The organism is Escherichia sp. KTE52, from assembly GCF_000408325.1.
GTDB lineage: Bacteria > Pseudomonadota > Gammaproteobacteria > Enterobacterales > Enterobacteriaceae > Escherichia > Escherichia marmotae.
In genome coordinates, this window is sequence record NZ_KE138678.1 from 83770 (window position 1) to 102037 (window position 18268).

Annotated in this window: 10 protein-coding genes and 11 pseudogenes; 10 read left to right on the forward strand and 11 right to left on the reverse strand. The window is 42.4% G+C overall.

Features of this window, described 5'->3' with window-relative positions:
- Positions 1-35 precede the first annotated feature (35 nt).
- The 3 genes and pseudogenes from A1SC_RS24580 to A1SC_RS25850 form a co-directional block, all read right to left on the reverse strand.
- A pseudogene (locus A1SC_RS24580) lies at positions 36-568 on the reverse strand (IS3 family transposase); the annotation flags it as partial.
- A gap of 118 nt (positions 569-686) precedes the next feature.
- The gene (locus A1SC_RS26035) at positions 687-2612 is read right to left on the reverse strand and encodes a CDP-glycerol glycerophosphotransferase family protein (RefSeq protein WP_316241415.1); all 1926 of its coding nucleotides are present in this window, start codon (positions 2610-2612) and stop codon (positions 687-689) included.
- A pseudogene (locus A1SC_RS25850) lies at positions 2586-4223 on the reverse strand (N-6 DNA methylase); the annotation flags it as partial. The pseudogene A1SC_RS25850 and the gene A1SC_RS26035, both read right to left, overlap by 27 nt.
- Before the next feature lie 99 nt (positions 4224-4322).
- Here A1SC_RS25850 and A1SC_RS25095 point away from each other — a divergent pair.
- Positions 4323-4628, forward strand: a pseudogene (locus A1SC_RS25095) (IS1 family transposase); the annotation flags it as partial.
- A gap of 240 nt (positions 4629-4868) precedes the next feature.
- On the opposite strand, the gene A1SC_RS12055 reads toward A1SC_RS25095, so the two are convergent.
- A complete protein-coding gene (locus A1SC_RS12055; RefSeq protein WP_016247927.1) occupies positions 4869-5915 on the reverse strand; it encodes a zinc-binding dehydrogenase in 1047 nt (348 codons plus the stop codon).
- 87 nt (positions 5916-6002) lie between these two features.
- Positions 6003-6857: a tagatose bisphosphate family class II aldolase gene (locus A1SC_RS12050; protein WP_000275529.1), complete on the reverse strand. Its 855-nt coding sequence runs from the start codon at positions 6855-6857 to the stop codon at positions 6003-6005.
- A 107-nt stretch (positions 6858-6964) separates the two neighbouring features.
- Between A1SC_RS12050 and A1SC_RS24590 the strand changes: the two are divergent.
- Positions 6965-7638, forward strand: a pseudogene (locus A1SC_RS24590) (IS1 family transposase).
- 47 nt (positions 7639-7685) lie between these two features.
- On the opposite strand, the gene gatZ reads toward A1SC_RS24590, so the two are convergent.
- Positions 7686-8957, reverse strand: a complete 1272-nt coding sequence (gene gatZ / locus A1SC_RS12045; protein WP_000682085.1) for a tagatose-bisphosphate aldolase subunit GatZ — start codon at positions 8955-8957, stop codon at positions 7686-7688.
- 288 nt (positions 8958-9245) lie between these two features.
- Here gatZ and A1SC_RS24595 point away from each other — a divergent pair.
- Positions 9246-9665: pseudogene (locus A1SC_RS24595) on the forward strand (IS1 family transposase); the annotation flags it as partial.
- A 56-nt stretch (positions 9666-9721) separates the two neighbouring features.
- Here the strand turns inward: A1SC_RS24595 and A1SC_RS12040 are convergent.
- Together A1SC_RS12040 and A1SC_RS12035 are read right to left on the reverse strand one after the other, a co-directional pair.
- Positions 9722-10420, reverse strand: coding sequence for a 2-C-methyl-D-erythritol 4-phosphate cytidylyltransferase (locus A1SC_RS12040; protein WP_237709603.1), 699 nt, complete (start codon positions 10418-10420; stop codon positions 9722-9724).
- The gene (locus A1SC_RS12035; protein ID WP_016262334.1) at positions 10417-11571 is read right to left on the reverse strand and encodes a CDP-glycerol glycerophosphotransferase family protein; all 1155 of its coding nucleotides are present in this window, start codon (positions 11569-11571) and stop codon (positions 10417-10419) included. The genes A1SC_RS12040 and A1SC_RS12035 overlap by 4 nt, the downstream gene beginning before the upstream one ends.
- On the opposite strand from A1SC_RS12035, the pseudogene A1SC_RS24600 reads away from it, so the two are divergent.
- The 3 genes and pseudogenes from A1SC_RS24600 to A1SC_RS0121860 all read left to right on the forward strand — a co-directional run.
- A pseudogene (locus tag A1SC_RS24600) lies at positions 11555-12217 on the forward strand (IS1 family transposase). The gene A1SC_RS12035 and the pseudogene A1SC_RS24600 overlap by 17 nt on opposite strands.
- 334 nt (positions 12218-12551) lie before the next feature.
- Positions 12552-12620: an IS1 family transposase gene (locus A1SC_RS26230; RefSeq protein ID WP_405000123.1), complete on the forward strand. Its 69-nt coding sequence runs from the start codon at positions 12552-12554 to the stop codon at positions 12618-12620.
- A gap of 1257 nt (positions 12621-13877) precedes the next feature.
- Positions 13878-14279: pseudogene (locus A1SC_RS0121860) on the forward strand (RNA-guided endonuclease InsQ/TnpB family protein); the annotation flags it as partial.
- Here A1SC_RS0121860 and A1SC_RS12030 read toward each other — a convergent pair.
- From A1SC_RS12030 to A1SC_RS26235, 3 genes and pseudogenes are all read right to left on the reverse strand, one after another.
- The gene (locus A1SC_RS12030; protein ID WP_000590348.1) at positions 14280-15245 is read right to left on the reverse strand and encodes a phage baseplate protein; all 966 of its coding nucleotides are present in this window, start codon (positions 15243-15245) and stop codon (positions 14280-14282) included.
- A 230-nt stretch (positions 15246-15475) separates the two neighbouring features.
- Positions 15476-15987 (reverse strand): annotated as a pseudogene (locus A1SC_RS0121865) (ABC transporter permease); the annotation flags it as partial.
- A gap of 34 nt (positions 15988-16021) precedes the next feature.
- The gene (locus tag A1SC_RS26235) at positions 16022-16441 is read right to left on the reverse strand and encodes a CDP-glycerol glycerophosphotransferase family protein (RefSeq protein ID WP_072024150.1); all 420 of its coding nucleotides are present in this window, start codon (positions 16439-16441) and stop codon (positions 16022-16024) included.
- Here A1SC_RS26235 and A1SC_RS25105 point away from each other — a divergent pair.
- From A1SC_RS25105 to A1SC_RS23625, 4 genes and pseudogenes are all read left to right on the forward strand, one after another.
- Positions 16416-16684 (forward strand): annotated as a pseudogene (locus A1SC_RS25105) (IS1 family transposase); the annotation flags it as partial. The gene A1SC_RS26235 and the pseudogene A1SC_RS25105 overlap by 26 nt on opposite strands.
- Positions 16685-16926: 242 nt before the next feature.
- Positions 16927-17612: pseudogene (locus tag A1SC_RS0121870) on the forward strand (transposase); the annotation flags it as partial.
- Between the two features lie 108 nt (positions 17613-17720).
- Positions 17721-17984 (forward strand): annotated as a pseudogene (locus A1SC_RS23620) (IS66 family insertion sequence element accessory protein TnpB); the annotation flags it as partial.
- Positions 17985-18068: 84 nt separating this feature from the next.
- The coding region (locus A1SC_RS23625; protein WP_000547049.1) for a transposase domain-containing protein at positions 18069-18268 on the forward strand (200 nt) is incomplete at its 3' end.

Here is an 18268-nt window from a genome sequence, read left to right on the forward strand (position 1 = left end):
GAAAAGGCATTTACACAGAATCTTAAACAGGCTCCATCCGTCCCCCATTTTTCGTTGGCTTTCGATGCACTGAAACTCCGGCTCAGGATATTGGGCGCAGCCTTGCCTACTTCCCCTTTCCAGGAACGATATTTCTTCACCCTTATCACAGAGCGGAGCGACAGCTCTGCCATCAGCCGCTGCACTGTTTTATGATTTACCAACACTCCCTGTTTTCTCAGTGAGAGCGTGATCCTGCGGTAGCCATAACGCCCTTTGTGATAGTGATAAATCTCTCTGATCTTGCCTTTCAGTCCGGCATGCCTGTCCACTCGCTTCAGGACATTCATATTGTGATACCACGTACTGCGAGACATACCCGCTGCACGCAGAAGATCACCGAGCGCATGCTTAAGCCTTAGCTCACTGATTATCCGGGCTTTCTGCCGTTTTTCTCGCTTTGAACTAAGGCCTTCAGCTTTTTTAGATAGGCATTCTCTGCGCGAAGGTAACGGAGTTCCGCCCGCAGTTCTTCGGGAGATAACTTTTCCAGTTCTGCATCGGTAAGTGGAGGTGTTTTTTGAGGTTTGTCATGTCCTTGCTCCGACCTTTTGGCTTTGCCATAAAAAACTGCACCTTAATCAGTTGGGTGTCCAACTTTTGGGGTGCAGTCTATCAGGAGGTGGGGTTTTACTTTTTATATAAGCTTAATTAATATTCTGAAGAATGAAGTCTGCAACTCGATCCGATGCATTCCCATCATCGATAGCCCCTGCATTTTCTATAAATAAATTTACAAGTTCATTGAACTTGTTTTCATCGAAATTGCTAATGGAATCACAAAGCTCCTCTACATTCGACGAAAATGGGAAGGGCGTTGAGTCAATTGGAAAATACAGCTCCCGTTGACAAAGATATGAATCGACGTCGGATGCATAAATAAATCCAGGCCGTCTTAGAAGCAAAAAGTCGTAAATCCAACTTGAATAATCAGTAATCCCCGCAAAAGAAGCAACCATTAGCTCTTGAATATCTGGATAGCTCCCAGCATCAATAACTTTAGAACCATTCGAATAGTTAAATCGATTAGATAAATGAAAATGAACTCTGGTTATAACAACAAACTTTTTACCAAACCTCGTTTCAAACCGATTTATTATCTTGTCGAATTGTGTGAGATACATCGAGATATTATTTTTCTGCGTTGCTGTACCGTACAAATGCTCATCCCTAAAAGTAGGAGCGTAAAGAATAATCTCAGAGTCATCTGGAATCCCTAAAACACGTCGAACACGAGCACAAATATTTTCTTTTGTTTCGCTATCTGCAAAAAATATATCATTGCGAGGGTGTCCTAACATTTCAATTCTTGCAGTCGGCCAAACACTGCCCCGGTAAACTTCAGTCTCGAATTTGGAATTCGAAACCAAAAGATCTGTAGTACGGTCCGCCGCCGTACAAACCGATTCACTCCAAACATTGGTAAACTTTTTAATGCCCAGGGAACCGTGCCATGTTTGAACATAAATTTGTTTCTTCCGTTTTACAGGCATCGTAGCTCGTACATTGTTGTCCACCAAAACTTTAGCATTAGACATATAATACCAAGCGGCAAATGAGTTTTGTTGGATGACAGTAACTTCATCAGGGTAGTCTGAAAGATTAACTTTTTTCTTATTTGCAATCCAAATGATTTTTACATTTTTATTTTTTTCTTTTAACTTCCGGATCAGAGCTTCCGTCACATATTTTGGATTGCAAGTGTAGTGCTGCTGAAAAGATCGAAAAACAACTGTCTTGTTGGCTATAGGCAAGATCTGACAAAATTTTTTAAAACCAGACAGAAGTTTAGGTCGAACAAGCTCCGTGTATGCTAAGCGGCCTTTCCTTATAAAGAGACCTCTGCGTAAAATGCCAAAAAAAGAGAAATACGAATGATGAACTGCATAATTTGTCATATCTTTATAGCTTGTTCCAACTCGCAGGAACGAATTGAGAATCTCTTCACGCCCGTTGTTCTTAAAAATCTCAACAATCCTCAGCAGCCTTGTACACCCTTTTGAATTAACTTTAGTAGGAGATTCACAAACCATTACTTTTGTTTTGTTTTTGATTCTCTTATTTATCTCCATAAATGACGCATTATTAGGAGTGACAATCAAATCATATTTTTTTACAAGGTCGCGAATCTCTACTGACTCCCAGAAACTATGGCTATAAACTTCAGAACCAGGCACGGCAATATAAATAGCATTCTTTGCTAAAGGCGCTTTCGCCGAAAGCTTAAATTCAAGCACAACACTAGCCCCTTTCTCATGTTTACGGGCAAGTCTGTGTCCCTCTGCACTAACACCGATCTTGACAGGATAGTTGATTATAGCCTTCCTATCTTGGGCATTTTTAACTGGAACAACCTTGAAATACGGCCCAAAAATTTCTAATAGTTTTTTATCGAATTCATCGAAAGTTGCCTGTCGCCCTCGCACAAAAAGGAGGGGAGTATTTTTCTTTTTCTCAACGGCCACGCCATCTTTTGTCTGCTGCAGTTGTTCAGACAATACTTTCAGCATTTTTTTCTCAACGGCCACGCCATCTTTTGTCTGCTGCAGTTGTTCAGACAATACTTTCAGCATTTTTTTCTCAACGGCCACGCTATCTTTTATCTGCTGCAGTTGTTCAGACAATGCTTTCAGCGTCTTTTTCTCAACGGCCACGCTGTCAAACAACATCTGAGACAAATTTTTCACAACATAGTGTCTCGGTGTTAGGTCGTAGCCGTTATCTCTGATTTCCCGTAGGGTCGCAACTTTGCAGAAACCTGTCTGGTCTTTATATTTGGCCAATTTACTATCACCACGCGCTATCCGTGCTGTCAATGCTTTCGGAGAGCTGCGCCAGGCATGGTAGGTATCGGCGATGGTAGCAATATCTTCCGGTGCTAACTCTTTCGTTGTGTGGCGAATCATGGTGCCGAGATGACGCGCATCAATAAACAGTGTCTCACCGTGACGAGACCGGTAACCTCTAGTCTCATCTGCAGCCTTCGATTTCGTTATCAACCATAAACATACCGACATCTGTGTGGTGTAAAACAACCAACCGGGGAGGGCTATCATACAGTCGATAACATCATTCTCGATAAGTTGAGCGCGGATTTCACCTTCGCCACTGTTGTTAGAACTCATCGACGCGTTTGCCAGCACAAAACCTGCTACGCCATTAGCTGACAGTCTAGAAAGCATGTGCAGAATCCAAGCGTAGTTAGCGTTACTGACAGGCGGTATTCGATAACCATCAAATCGAGGATCTTTAATTAATTCTGATTCGTTACGCCAGTCTTTCTGGTTGAAGGGCGGGTTAGCCAGAATATAGTCGGCTTTTAGTTCTGGGTGCTGGTCGCTAAAGAAGGTGTCTGCTGGGCGTTTGCCGAGGTTCGCTGAAAGACCGCGAATGGCGAGATTCATTTTTGCCAGTTTATACGTTATGTCATTCAGTTCCTGTCCGTACAGCGAGATATCTTGGCTTTTCTCCTGATGATTCTCGGCAAACTTAACCGACTGTACTAACATCCCCGCCGAACCACAGCACGGATCATAAATTTTGCCTTGGAAGGGTTCGAGCATTTTCGTTAACAGGGTTACCACGCATTTTGGCGTATAGAACTCCCTCCCGCCTTTGCCTTCAGTTGCAGCAAACCTGCCGAGAAGGTATTCATAAAAACGTCCGAAAAAGTCTTCTTTCGACAGCGATTCAACGTCTGTTTCATGCTCGAATGGTTCGATGTTATCGATAGCGTCAATCAGTGACGTCATTTTTTGGGGCTCGAGGTTCTGGCGACTGAAGTAGTTGTTTGGTAGTCCCCCTTTCAGGGACGGGTTACATTTTTCAATAGTCGAAAGAGCTGAATCTATACGCGCGGTGATATCATCCCGCTTTGCATGTTGCCGAATAAACCCCCATCGGGCTTTTTCAGGCAGCCAAAAGATTTTGGTTTTAGGTAACCAGAAGATATTGTCTTGCTGGTAGAAAACGGTCAGATCAAGGAAATCATCCAAACCGGCGGTAATCATTTTCTGGCGTTGTACTTCAAACTCATCGCTAATTAGTTTTAAAAATACAAGACTTAATACAACAAGCTTGTATTCGGAATATTTTATGTTGCCACGAAGCTGGTTTGCTGCATCCCATAATGTTTCTTCAAAGCCTTTATTTGAACCAACTTTTTGAATTAATACTTTATCCATGATATTTGAAATTAATTTTTAGTATAACATTTTTGACATTATCCACGCCTAAAGGACGTGGATGCCGACGATATTTCGCTGTCGGATGAATCATTTCGGTTCAATGGTGCCGGGGTTCACAATACCGCCAGAACATTGAAAACTGGCGTTAACACCGTCATCAGAACTTAAAAAACTCTCGCCAGAGCGAATAACGTCTTCACCCGTTGCACATGCTGATGTGGCGCTTATCTGCGAACCTTATGAGTAATGGAGCTTCGTTGGCAGTAAAGCCCGGCAGCGCAGGCTCTGGTACGCATACTATACAGGCGTGCTGGCCTGCAAAACACTCTGTTTTTCACGTTCTGGTGAGCTTCACGAAAAAGTCATAGGAGCGTTTTTATTGAAAAATACATATTCTACTAATTGGAGGCGTCACCCTTTTAGCGGCCGGCAGCTCATACCATTTGTGCGTTTCAGGGGGAATTTTATCAGTAGGTTATTAATACATGCCTTCACTATCCCCCTCTTCTTAATGCAATTTACTTAAGTGGAGCGGCACACCATTTCATTGGGCAGCTGATTTTTGATAACTTAACTACCCAAGTCCTTAATGGGTGAGCTTGTTACGAACACTATTTTCTCTCCCTTTTAGATACACCAATTTCAAATTGTAAAGTCAAGCATTATCTTTCCGTTCATTGGATTCCCATTAAGCGTCTTCACAGCATCAACATAAGTATCAATATTTCCCTGTACAGCAATCATTGAAGTAAGGTCAATTTTTCCATCCAAGAAAAGCTTTGTAGCAAGTTCCCACTCTTTACCAGGCCACTCACCAGAATAGTTCATCCAACTGCCAAGTATACGGAGTTCCTTACGCAGAATAAAACCAAATATTTTTTCGGGAAGCTTCAGGTCATTATGGAGAGTGCCAACAAGAGCAATTTGAGCTTGGGGCCCCGCGATATGAATAGCCAATTGAACTGCCGCCGAATTACCTGCAGTTTCCAGAATCAGTTGTGAGAAACGACGTGTATTTAGAGCCTTGTCAATCATCTCAGCAGACATTTCTGCGCTATTATATGTATATGTGGCACCGATTTTTTTCGCTAGTTCAAGTCGCTCTGGATTTATATCAATCGCGGTTACTGACTTCGCGCCTAGCGCTGCGGCACACTGCATCGCCAATAGTCCAATAGTGCCGGCTCCAATAATTATAACTTCTTTACCTTCAACTCCTCCAGCCAGCTTCATTGCATGCAGCCCAACTGTTACCGGCTCAAAAAATGCGCCTTCGGTTGGAGTGATACCTTCAGGTAACAGGAATAGGTTATTTCGCGGAACGACAGTATATTCACTGTTACCACCATAACATCTGGAACCAATAAACTGATAGTTTTTGCACTGGGACCATAATTGTCTTTCACATTCAGGACAATTAAAACAAGGCTTGAGTGGGATACAGGAAACGAGGTCGCCCTGTTTCAAGTCTTTAACAGAAGAGCCTGTTTCCTGTACGATACCACTAAATTCATGTCCAAGAATAATAGGGTAAAAATGAGCACCATTATGAAAGATCCGAGGAATATCTGAGCCACATAACCCAGAACAGCAGACTTTTACCAGCACATCATCAACAGATGTGATCTGAGGTACTGTTTTTTCTTCAATGCAAATATTACCACCAGAATTTATTACCACAGATTTCATATAATTACTCCGAATATAAATAGCCATTAGCAGAGAACTGGTTCTCTCCCTCTTTAGTCCTCATTGTTTTTTGTAGGGTACAACGTATTAAATTTTTCCTTCACTGCCGCAGACGCCGATAATACGCGTAACGACTTCCTTCATGGCGGCTTTTGCTGGCTGCATATAATGGCGAGGATCATTTGCCGCCGGATTGTTGTAGAAATATCCTTTTAACGCATTGGCAAAAGCAATTTTCAGTTCTGTCGCAACATTCACTTTGCAGATACCGCTGCGGATACAATGCTGAATGTCCTGTTCCGATAATCCCGAAGCGCCATGCAACACCAACGGAACATCCACTAACTGACGAATTTGTTCCAGCCGGGCAAAGTCTAGACGTGGTTCATTCGTGTACAAGCCATGTGCTGTGCCTATTGCTACTGCCAGGGAGTCAATTTGTGTACGTTGCACAAACTCTGCGGCTGCAACAGGTGATGTATAAGCAGAATCTTTTTCATCCACCAACAAATCATCCTCCTGTCCGCCAAGGCGGCCTAGTTCAGCCTCGACGCTGACATCAAAGCTGTGGCAAAACGTAGTGACTTCTTTCACTCGCGCGATATTTTCTTCAAACGGCAGATGAGAACCATCAATCATGACTGAGCGAATTCCTGCGCGTACTTTATTAAAAATGTCATCGCTATCTTCATGGTGGTCGAGATGTAGGACTAATGGCAGGCGGTACTCATGAGCTAGAGATTGTACTAACGAAATTAAACTTCCCACGCCGCCATAACTATAAGTACTAGGTGTTCCCGCCAATATAACGGGAGAGCGAAGTTGTGCGGCGCTCTCAGCGACAACCTGCAATGTTTCAAGGTTATGAATATTGAAAGCGGGGACTGCATATCCCTCTGACTGGGCTTTTTTCAGCATGTTTTTGCTTGAAATGATGTACATCGCAGCTCCTGTTTTTCGGCGTTCTTCTTACAAAACGAAGAAAGAGAATTCGGTGATGCCACCAGTAAGTTGGATTAGATGTATAATATGAGCTTTTGATGTTCTTTATGGTCAACGTTAACATTCATTGTCCCTGTTGTCAGTCTGCTCAGGTCTGTCGTCATGGGCAGAACCCTGAATGCCATGACAGATTTCGATGCCGTAACTGTCACCGCGTGTTTCAGCTCACTTACACTTATGAGGCCTGTAAGCCGGGCATTAAAGAACTGAGCACTGAAATGACCGTCAATGGTGCCGGAGTTCGCGATACCACCAGAACACTGAAAACTGGCGTTAACACCGTTATCAGAACTTAAAAAAACTCTCGCCAGAGCGAATAACGTCTTCACCCGTTGCACATGCTGATGTTGCGCTTATCTGCTAACCCTATGAGCAATGGTGCTTTGTTGGCAGTAAAGCCCGGCAGCGCAGGCTCTGGTACGCGTACCATACAGGCGTGCTGGCCTGCACTTTTGGCTCACGTACAGAGAAAACCTGTCGTGAATTACTGGCACTGCTCATGCCCTTTAACATCGGAACGGTGATCACTGATGACTGAGGCAGCTATGACCGGGTGATGCCGAAGGGAAAACATCTGAGCGGCAAAATCTTGAGCGCAATAATCTGACGCTCCGTACCCGTATTAAACGTCTGGTTCGCAAAACGCTCTGTTTTTCACGTTCTGTTGAGCTTCGCGAAAAAGTCATCGGAGCGTTTTATTGAAAAATACATATTCTACTAATTGGAGGCATCACCAAGAATTTTATTGCTAGTGCAAGCAATAATAAATCATTCTAAAATTGGAACACAGCCATAGGCATAATCACGAAGAACATCCTGAATCTTATCAATAATTAATAGACGAGGCTCTGGTTTAAGAATTCCATTCATGACGCGATCAAATTGCTTGGGAAGGAACTGACTGAGCAAACCGAGAGGTATCTCCATAGTATCGAGATTTGCAATCAGTTTATCTACTGCCGCACTAATCCTTGCATTCGGCCAGTAATAACGAATACGATCTGAAAGGCTATAACGGATATCGACCATAGCCTGAGAAAACTCTGAGTTGTAATATTTTTTCCAGTAATCAGGTTCATCAAGCATTACCTGCTCAATAACAGCCAAAACACGACTTTGGGCTTCTGGATAAATAAGCTCTTGTTCAATCTTTGCAAGAGCAAAAATAGCTTCACGCAATGCAAAAGTAAGTGCTGGCCCCACTTTAAGAATAGCGAAATGATCCTTAACTAATGCACGATATGCTGTTCGTGTTTGATAATCTGTCGAATGAGCTTCATACACAATGGGAGTGTTTTCAATGAAACGACTCAGCTTAGTCGCTTTAGAGGATTCATAATGAATCACATGACTGTGATCGAATTCTACTCCGGGCTGAACAACCAAGCCGATAATGCGGTTAATAGCATCATCAAGTCCAATTTTTCGGAACGCATCGTGATGAAGTTGGATAGTTTGTGCAGCATCCTGAGAGTGCGTAATATGAACTTCATCTATAGTAGATGATTCACCACCAGGAACAGGAACTTCAGTCCCAATGACATACGTTAAGGCAACCTTTTGTTCTGCAGTTGCTACATTTTCTGCTACCCGACATAGTTCAGCAGCTCGAGCAGCAATTACTTCCGGTGGCAAAGGAACAGGGTCATCTGCACAAGACATTGAGGCGTCTAAGTGAATTTTACTGAAACCAGCCTTAACATATTCAGCAATTAAGACTAGGGATTTCTCCATCGCCTGTTCTGCCGGTTCATTCTGCCAGCAATTTGGACCGAGATGATCCCCCCCTAGGATTAGACGTTCTATAGGAAATCCAATTTTTCTAGCAATTCCTTCAACGTAAGTTCGAAAATCAGCTGGTTTCATACCTGTATAGCCGCCGAACTGATTCACTTGGTTCGAGGTAGCTTCGATTAATACCTTACGATTATTATTCAACTCAAAACGTAATGCAGCCTCAATGACCAGTGGGTGTGCCGAACATATAGAACAAATACCTATATCAAGACCTTTTTTATGTTGCTGGACTAAATGCTTCATATAACCTCTGTAATATATTTGACATCCTCCATGCCCTTAAGGACGTGGATTCCGACGATATTTCGCTGCCGGAAGAATCGTTTCGGTTGATTCCTGTTTCAACGGATGACAACGCCATCCCTCCACAGGCATTAAGTTTCCGTGTGTCCCACGGAACTGATTTCCGTCATTGCGTTGCCGAAGCAAAACGCTGGTAGCAGCATGATGTTACAAAAAAAGTTAGGCGGAAAACCGCGCTTTATATCCTCGACCCGGGTGATACCTCCAATAAGTTGAATTAGATGTATAATACGAGCTTCTGATGTTCTTTATGGTCGCGTTAACATTCATTGTCCCTGTTGTCAGTCTGCTCAGGTCTGTCGTCATGGGCAGAACCCTGAATGCCATGACAGATTTCGATGCCGTAACTGTCACCGCGTGTTTCAGCTCACTTACACTTATGAAGGCCTGTAAGCCGGGCATTAAAGAACTGAGCACTGAAATGACCGTCAATGGTGCCGGAGTTCGCGATACCACCAGAACACTGAAAACTGGCGTTAACACCGTTATCAGAACTTAAAAAAACTCTCGCCAGAGCGAATAACGTCTTCACCCGTTGCACATGCTGATGTTGCGCTTATCTGCCAACCCTATGAGCAATGGAGCTTCGTTGGCAGTAAAGCCCGGCAGCGCAGGTTCTGGTACGCGTACCATACAGGCGTGCTGGCCTGCAAAACACTCTGTTTTTCACGTTCTGGTGAGCTTCACGAAAAAGTCATCTGCATTTATTTTTTAAAATATTGCTGAGACTCTTTAAATATTTCAAAATCATCTGGATATGTTATTTTTAAATTAATAACGGGGCTCCAAACAATAGCCAATTTTTCGCCGATTGATTGCACATGGTTACCAACACAAGTAAACTTGTTAATGTCCATATTTTTATCTGTGAATATCTTCCTCAGAAAATCAAACCTAAACCCTTCAGGGGAAGCACCTACACCAATTCGTTCTCTTTTTAGGGTATTGTTCACGAACTCATTATCACAATCATAAACCGTATCCCAAATATGAGTCACTATCGTTGCCGACGAACTTTTATCTAAAATACTTAAAAGCTGACTCACAGCAGACACATCTAAATATGGGTGAGTTACATCGTGAATTAAAACAATACCATTCCATCCATTTTTTCTTTCATCCAAAAAAAGGACTCCATTTTTAATGGACTCCGCACGAGTTCTACCGCCATCGATAATATTGATAGGGAATTTATATTCTTTTTTATTCAGCTGTTTTTTTACATGTTCAGTCCAATCACTATTACTAATAAGAACGACCTCATCAATTATATTCTGCATGTTGTATAGATTAAGAATAAATTGATAAACGGGGGTATTGTTAACCTCAAGTAACTGTTTGGGAATCTCCCCCCCCATTCTTGTTCCGCTCCCCCCCATCATTAGAAATAAAACTGTTTTCACAATAGCTCTCTCTTTATAAAACGAACGAAATTATCGCAAGCATTTCCATCACAGCGATCCATTTGCTGCTGAAAAAGTTCATTTGATGATTTGGTCAGAGTTAGATTAGATAAAAATCTATGTATATCATCATAATCCTTACAAATATTTACCCCAGGTAGCTCAGTCTTGGGAATCCATGTGTCCGCATCACTGTCATAAAAATCACCTATAAGGATGGGCTTTGAAGTTATACAAAAATCAAACATTATTGATGACACATCAGTAACCAAGGCAACAGGTATATGTATTTTCTCATATAATTTTTTTTGTGAACAATCAAACCAATTCGACGGTATTGATTGAGAAGGAGGTGTATCCGGATGGGGTGAAAACCAGACTTTGTACCCTAATCTCTGCGCAATAATATCAAAAAACTCAAAATTCCATAGATAACCTCGAGTCCCATTGATCAAGGAATAACTAGGGGCAAATAATATTATTCGTTCATGGATCAATTGATTTTTAATATCATTCTCCCGTCTAAAAAGAATATCAGTTCTCGGTAATCCGATCCTCAGTAGTTGCTTATGTGTTACATTGTAATTAATGCATATATTTTCATCAAACATTGATGTAGTTGATAACACATAAGAATACTGACCATAAAGTTTTTTTTCTTTATCTGGAGTTCTTTTTCGATATGATGGACGTGAGTAACCCATTTTTTTTAGACATCCGCCACCATGACCAACATAGACAATCTTTGTTTTTTTAGAAATTAAAATTTTTGACACCAGATAATGAGAGCAGTCAACAACGAGCACTTTAGACTGAGCGATAACAAACAAACTTCTTATTCTGTTCCAAAGCGTATCTGGACATCTAAAAAGAATTGTGTTTTTTGTTTTAATACCAGATTTTTTTACAGCTTCGTGCAAAGCATTTAAATTTAAATAAATATCTCTATCAAAATTTGAGGCAAATGTGATTCTTCTTTTCCTCAGAAGAGAAGAGAACAAGACATAAATAACCCGCAATAATAAATCGTTCATCGATATATTTGCTAACACATTAAACTTACAACTGTACTTTACAGGGTGATGCCACCAGTAAGTTGGATTAGATGTATAATATGAGCTTTTGATGTTCTTTATGGTCAACGTTAACATTCATTGTCCCTGTTGTCAGTCTGCTCAGGTCTGTCGTCATGGGCAGAACCCTGAATGCCATGACAGATTTCGATGCCGTAACTGTCACCGCGTGTTTCAGCTCACTTACACTTATGAGGCCTGTAAGCCGGGCATTAAAGAACTGAGCACTGAAATGACCGTCAATGGTGCCGGCCACCAGAACACTGAAAACTGGCGTTAACACCGTTATCAGAACTTAAAAAAACTCTCGCCAGAGCGAATAACGTCTTCACCCGTTGCACATGCTGATGTTGCGCTTATCTGCTAACCCTATGAGCAATGGTGCTTTGTTGGCAGTAAAGCCCGGCAGCGCAGGCTCTGGTACGCGTACCATACAGGCGTGCTGGCCTGCACTTTTGGCTCACGTACAGAGAAAACCTGTCGTGAATTACTGGCACTGCTCATGCCCTTTAACATCGGAACGGTGATCACTGATGACTGAGGCAGCTATGACCGGGTGATGCCGAAGGGAAAACATCTGAGCGGCAAAATCTTGAGCGCAATAATCTGACGCTCCGTACCCGTATTAAACGTCTGGTTCGCAAAACGCTCTGTTTTTCACGTTCTGTTGAGCTTCGCGAAAAAGTCATCGGAGCGTTTTATTGAAAAACACATATTCTACTAATTGGAGGTATCACCATATCTTCCGGGCACGCTACCGCACTGGCCTAACAACGTCCAGTACGGTAGGTGCTCTAGGTAAGTTCGCCAGAAGGATTCTGGCACTTTGTCTCTCTTAACATAGTCGGTACTTATTTCTATGTTTTTTATTTTAATGGCTTAGTGCTGGTATATCAATTGGTAACACTCAAAGGCAGGAACAACCATTCTACGACAGCCACAACTGTGGGCCTTCCTTTGAGGGCATTGATTTAATGCATCATGAGAAAGTAACCGTTCAACGATGATGCCTTTAGTAAGTTGGATTAGATGTATAATACGAGCTTTTGATGTTCTTTATGGCCAGCGTTAACATTCATTGTCCCTGTTGTCAGTCTGCTCAGGTCTGTCAACGACCAGTATGGTAGGCGCACCGGGTAATTTCACAGAAATCAACTAAATTCTCCCTCTCTTGAGTACCTTGGCCGGAACTCCACCAAGCACCGCATTTGAGGGAAACACCTGACGTGTGACAATCGACCCGAAGGAAACTATGCAGTTGTCGGGCACGACGGCGTCCTTGAGACACGTCACGCGCTGACCAAACCAAACGTGGTTTCCCACCCTGATGCCAGACTTAGGCTCATTCAAGGGCTTCTTCGTTTCCAGACTATAAATGGTATGCCCATCACTCGGGCGGAACAGGAGCTGTGAAGAGCCCAGAAAATCGTCTCCAATCCGAATATTCACGCCTGGTTCAGGTTTACACACCAAGTCCGCGCTGCGAACGTCGAAGTTCCGGCCAATGTGCACTTCGTTTTGGTTCAAGGTCAGAATCTTGAGCGACACCCAAACGGTTACATTGCCGAGGATCACAACTCGGCAAGACTTACAGGGCTAACATTGAAGTTAGCATTGCAGAATTTAAATTTATGATGATGCTGGAAAAGCACAAGTCATATAACACGTTTAGAGAATTTAATCAAAAATACTCCCCCCCCCATAATAAAAGACCTGAACCCCACAGCAATATGAAACTGGCTATTGGTAAACGAGGTCGACCTACGGATACACTGATATTTCAGATGGAGCTGAGCCAGCCGATCGAACTGGGAGATAACGAAAAAAAATACTCACCAAAGACAAACAATTCAAGATCTGTTATATAAGGCACTGGAAAATGTCCTGCAAAGCGCGTTAATCGCCAAAATCCAACTGACGAAATTTGATGCTAAGTTTTTATATGATATGCAAAGTAAATATCATCTTAATGCTTCTTTTCATGGCTGACAGATAAACAGCAAGCAAAACTCGAAAAAACGTTGAGAAAATACCGTGAGTTTTAAAGAAATAAAAAAAATCCCCACCAGTGGTGGGGAATGCGAAAAAATATGCGGAGATCATCTTAATTTGGATTTTTTCCTGCTCGTCCATCCCTGCAGCAAACGCAGGATGCACATAAAATGATGTTTATAAAAAACAAATATTGTTTCCTTCATAATAAACTCGCTACTGCCCAAGTTAAAATCTTCGCTGGTACGCGCCAATTCCTGTTAATTAAGCCCCCCCTTAGCGCCGTCTGGCTGGCTGCCATGTGAACGTTTCCTCGGCGGTACGATACTTTCTTGTCCGTTGCGCTTTTGCGTTTCTTGCTTGCCGCTCTGCAAAAATCATACATAGGCTTTACAGTCAGCCAGTCCTGCAGTAAGTGATACATCAGTATTCAGACTGAAAGTGAAATATCTACTCCTGTTCATCCTTCAATATCAATGGTCGGACTGGATGCCGGCGTGGCTAAACTTGCCACACTGTCAGATAGCACAGTCTTTGAGACTGTAAACAGTTTTCAGAAAAACCAGAAAAAGCTGGCGAGACTTCAGCGACAGTTAAGCCGCAAGGTCAAATTCAGCAACAACTGGCAGAAGCAGAAACGCAAAATACAGTGTCTGCATTCCCGTATCGCAAATATCCGCAGGGACTACCTTCACAAAGTCACAACGACAATCAGCAAAAACCACGCAATGATAGCCATTGAGGATTTGAAGGTCAGCGACATGTCAAAGTCAGCAGCAGGTACGGTCAGTCAACTATATAAGTCTATCTAAAGGAACATAATATAACTGAGCAAATCTTTTTTTATAATCACCTAAAGCATACATGATAACCAATGATTTTGATTTGCTATCAATTGCTAAACCTTCAGGTTCCCAATGTTTTTCTTTTCCACTTTTAATAGCATCTTGTTTTCCTATTGTTACATTATTAAACTTTCTTATAAGCTTTCCAGTTAAGGTGTAAATATAAAGCCTTTTGCTTTCTCTGTTTTTACCTCCGCTCAACAAGTATATATATTTGTTGTCGGCAGTAATAGCTTGTAATACATAACCATCCTTGGTTAACCCTTCATCAATAAACCATTCTAAGTTCTCTTCCGATGAAATATCTATTGAATTTCTGAAATCTACTTTTTCTGTATCGTAAACCCTTAATAGCTCCCGTGTCTTTAACTTACTCCGCACTATTAAATATTTAGCATCTAAGGTTAAGGTAGGCATTGTACTTAGATGTGGTTTATAAGGGGCATCAAATACTTTTGTAAATTTCATATCGTGAGGGAAAGCCTGATGGTTGTATTTAAAGTGAGTTACAAACCATCCTCTTGAAGTAAATGCTTCACCGGTTGAAGATACTAAATACCCACTATTGCAATCATAAGTCAACCCCTGGTGACCAATAAAATCTGTTGGTTTCTGAAAGGAATGAGCTGTAATCTGATTGGATTTCTCATCAATAAAAAAAACATTTACAACACCTTTTTCTGGCTTCCCTGACATATGTAGCGTATATAAGTTTCTTCTTTTATTGTCAATGACTACCCCCTGAACAACATTATTTCTACCTGAACCCAATCGATACAATTTTATTTTTTTTAACACATAGCTATCATCAATTAAAATATCATTATTTGATGTGGCATTTGTGTTTACAATGCCTTCCCCAAACAAAAAAAACAAAAACAAAAACACATAGTGAATCTTAAATATTTTGATCATGGCTCCACCCTATCTAATAACAATAGTATCCAGTAAACTCATTTTTGTTGTCGACATAACACCTCAAAGTTCAATCGCGATCGCATACTAGTTGCCCATCCCAGCAATTGATGGGGTTTTGATGGTTTGTTTGCACCACAAATAAAATAATAAGTATTTCTCAAATGGTCTAATGTTAAACACACAATGTCGCCACATTAGCGTGCAACATGACATTGTCAAAGAATTAATCATAATGCCAGCATTGCTTTCTCACGAGATCTATATAACGCCAAACCAATGAACAGTATTATTAATGTGGGTATTGTCAGATAGTTCATGCTTACTCCGTCACTGATATGGCCGGGCATGTCGGCCTCACGGTTTAATTTCACTATATGCACTAATGAGTTCCAGAGAATATAACCCCAATATTGTTTTGGGATTGCATTCAAGGGGAACATGACACAAGAAGTGAAATAGAGTGGTTTGATTAGTATCGGTAGAACCTTTTGCATTTCTGGAAAGGCTCTACCTACAACCATGAAAATTAAGCCAACGCCACATAACAGAATGATTAACAAACGCCAACTGAGCACTAGTTGTAATAGATTTGTTATTTCGAAATATTCGCCTGTCATCTAGACAATGAATATAAGTAGAATATAAACAGCAGTATAAATTAAAGTCTCAAGCAAGGCACGTGCGATGATCGTATCGATGGGTTTGCTGGCCAATAATTAAACAACACCTGATTCGTTTGCCTTTATTTTTACTTTTCACATAAGGTTAATTAATCATTCTGAAGAATGACGTCTGCAACTCGAACCTATGCATTCCCATGCATCGATAGCCCCTTCATTTTCCATAAATAAATTTACAAGATCATTGAACTTGTTTTCATAAAAATTGGTAATAGAAACACAAAGTTCCTCTACATTCGACGAAAATGGGAAGGGCGTTGAGTCAATTGGAAAATACAGTTCCCGTTGACTAAGATATGAATCGACGTCGGCTGCATAAATAAATCCAGGCCGTCTTAGAAGCAAAATGTCGTAAATCCAACTTGAATAATCAGCAATCCCTGCAAAAGAAGTAACCATTAGCTCTTGAATATCTGGATAGCTCCCAGCATCAATAACTTTAGAAAAATTCGAATAGTTAAATCGATTAGATAAATGAAAATGAGCATTGAAAACTAGCGTTAACACCGTCATCAGAACTTTAAAAAACTCTCGCCAGAGCGAATAACGTCTTCACTCGTTGCACATGCTGATGTGGCCTTATCTGCGAACCCTATGAGCAATGGAGCTTCGTTGGCAGTAAAGCCCGGCAGCGCAGGCTCTGGTACGCGTACCATACAGGCGTGCTGGCCTGCAAAACACTCTGTTTTTCACGTTCTAGTGAGCTTCACGAAAAAGTCATAGGAGCGTTTTATTGAAAAATACATGTTCTACTAATTGGAGGCGTCACCATATCTTCCGGGCACGCTACCGCACCGGCCTAACAACGACCAGCACCGGGTAATTTCACAGAAATCAACTAATTCTCCCCCTCCTTCTTGAGCACCTTGCACAGAACTCCACCAAGCACCACATTCTAAATAACTGCTCGAAATAGTAGCTCACTCAGGGGGAACTCTGTCCGGTTTATGTGATCTGATCAATCGCTGAATATCCAAAATCACCAGCCGGACTGAGCAATGCCGATTATAGCACCAATCTCTAGAACCGAACGACGCCTGATGCAGAAAACTATCCATAAAACAAAGGACAAAAACCACGCCCGGCGGCTCACCGCCATGCTGATGCTACATCGTGGTGACACCGTCTGCCATGTTGCCAGAACGCTCTACTGTGCCCACTTATCGATTGGTCGCTGGATTAACTAGTTTCCTCAGGAGTTCCGAACTGCTGGCGATAAAACCCCATGAGCTCACCGGTTGCCCACTACATGCTTCAACCATCCGGCGGTGGGGACCTGCTGCCGGACGGGTATGGCGCAGAGTCGCGCCGACACTGCGTGTCCGTGCCTCACACAAAGAAGAAAAAATGGCCGCTATTCATGAAACGCTGGCGAAATGCAGTGCGCCCTCCCCCCTTGTATTACGAAGATGAAGTGGAAATTCATCTCACCCCGAAAATCGGCGCTGACTGGCAGTTACGCGAGCAGCAAAAGCGCGTTGCCACTCCGGGCCAGAATGAAAAGTATTATCTTGCCGATGCACTGCATAGCGGTACGGGAAAAGTCAGCTACGTTGGTGGAAATAGTAAAAGCTCATCCTTATTTATCATACTGTTAAAACATATAGAGGCGACATACCGGTGGGCAAAGACAATTACGCTCATTGTCGATAACTACATCATCCACAAAAACAGTGAAACGCTGTGCTGACGTAAGCGCCTCATCTGAACCGTCTGGTCTGTTTCCTCCGGCTCCGCAAAAATAATGTCCATCATTTTTAATGGACACTATCGTATGGAATACTGAACCTGGATCACTGAAGCTTTACGTCTTCACTTTGAAGAACATTTACCACGGATTGTGGCCGGACGTCGCCTGGGCGTACCAAAATCAACAGTTTGTGGTATGTTCGTGCGCTTCCGCAAAGCTGGCCTTTTATGGCCTCTGCCCGCAGGTATGTTGGAGCGAGAACTTGATGCCCGTCTTTACGGGAGTGCCTCCACAGTACCTGTCGTACTTACTGAAAACTCCGTTATGTCCGAAGTCCCGGTGGTAAAAAAACGTCCCCGGCGGCCTTAATGCCAGTCAGTTAAGGATCAGTTGACCGATCCAGTGGCTGTGTAAGAATCCGGAAACGCTCACTCGTTTCCGGATTTTTTTATGCACATTGGACAGGCCCTTGATCTGGTATCCCGTTACGATTCTCTGCGTAACCCACTGACTTCTCTGGGGGATTACCTCGACCCCGAACTCATCTCTCGTTGCCTTGCCGAATCAGGTACTGTAACGCTACGCAAGCGCCGTCTTCCCCTCGAAATGATGGTCTGGTGTATTGTTGGCATGGCGCTTGAGCGTAAAGA